Below are 501 nucleotides of genomic sequence, written 5' to 3'. Positions count from 1 at the left end.
GGCTTAACTCGTATTGGTCCAGGTCGTAGGCGTTTAACTCGGGACCAGTGGAACCAGGAGAAGCAACAAGCCAAGGCTTTAGCTATTGCTCTGGCTGATGGTCGTGCTGTTGCAAAGCGTGTTGATGCTGCAAAAGCTAAGGCTGAAAAGTTTGAGAAGGCTGGCACGTTGGTTGGTGCTGTTTCTTCTGCTGTTGCTGGTGGTGTTGTTCAGGTTTCTGAGTCATTCACGAAAAGCCGTTTTGATGATGGTGCGAAGTCTCGTGAAAATGAAATTCATTTATTGAAGAATCAAAATGAGAAGTTGAAAGCGAGTAATTCATCACTAAAAACAAAAATTCACAAAAGTAATGAATCACGAAAATCACTATTGAACGAATTGAAAAGCGAACGCGAAAAAAGTTTTGATAAGGGCAAGCCGTTCAGAGATTTACAGAAGAAGAATGAACAGCTTGAAACTTATCTTGGTTTAGTTTTTGATTCTTTGGATTCGCATGGAATT

1 pseudogene is annotated in these 501 nt (G+C 40.9%); it reads left to right on the top strand.

Annotation, left to right across the window (positions count from 1 at the left end):
- Nucleotides 1-501, top strand: a pseudogene (locus tag KP705_RS17050) (hypothetical protein); the annotation flags it as partial.

The sequence above is a fragment of the Gluconobacter sp. P1D12_c genome, from assembly GCF_018812105.1.
Taxonomy (GTDB): domain Bacteria; phylum Pseudomonadota; class Alphaproteobacteria; order Acetobacterales; family Acetobacteraceae; genus Gluconobacter; species Gluconobacter oxydans_A.
This window is presented reverse-complemented; position numbering and strand designations above follow the sequence as displayed.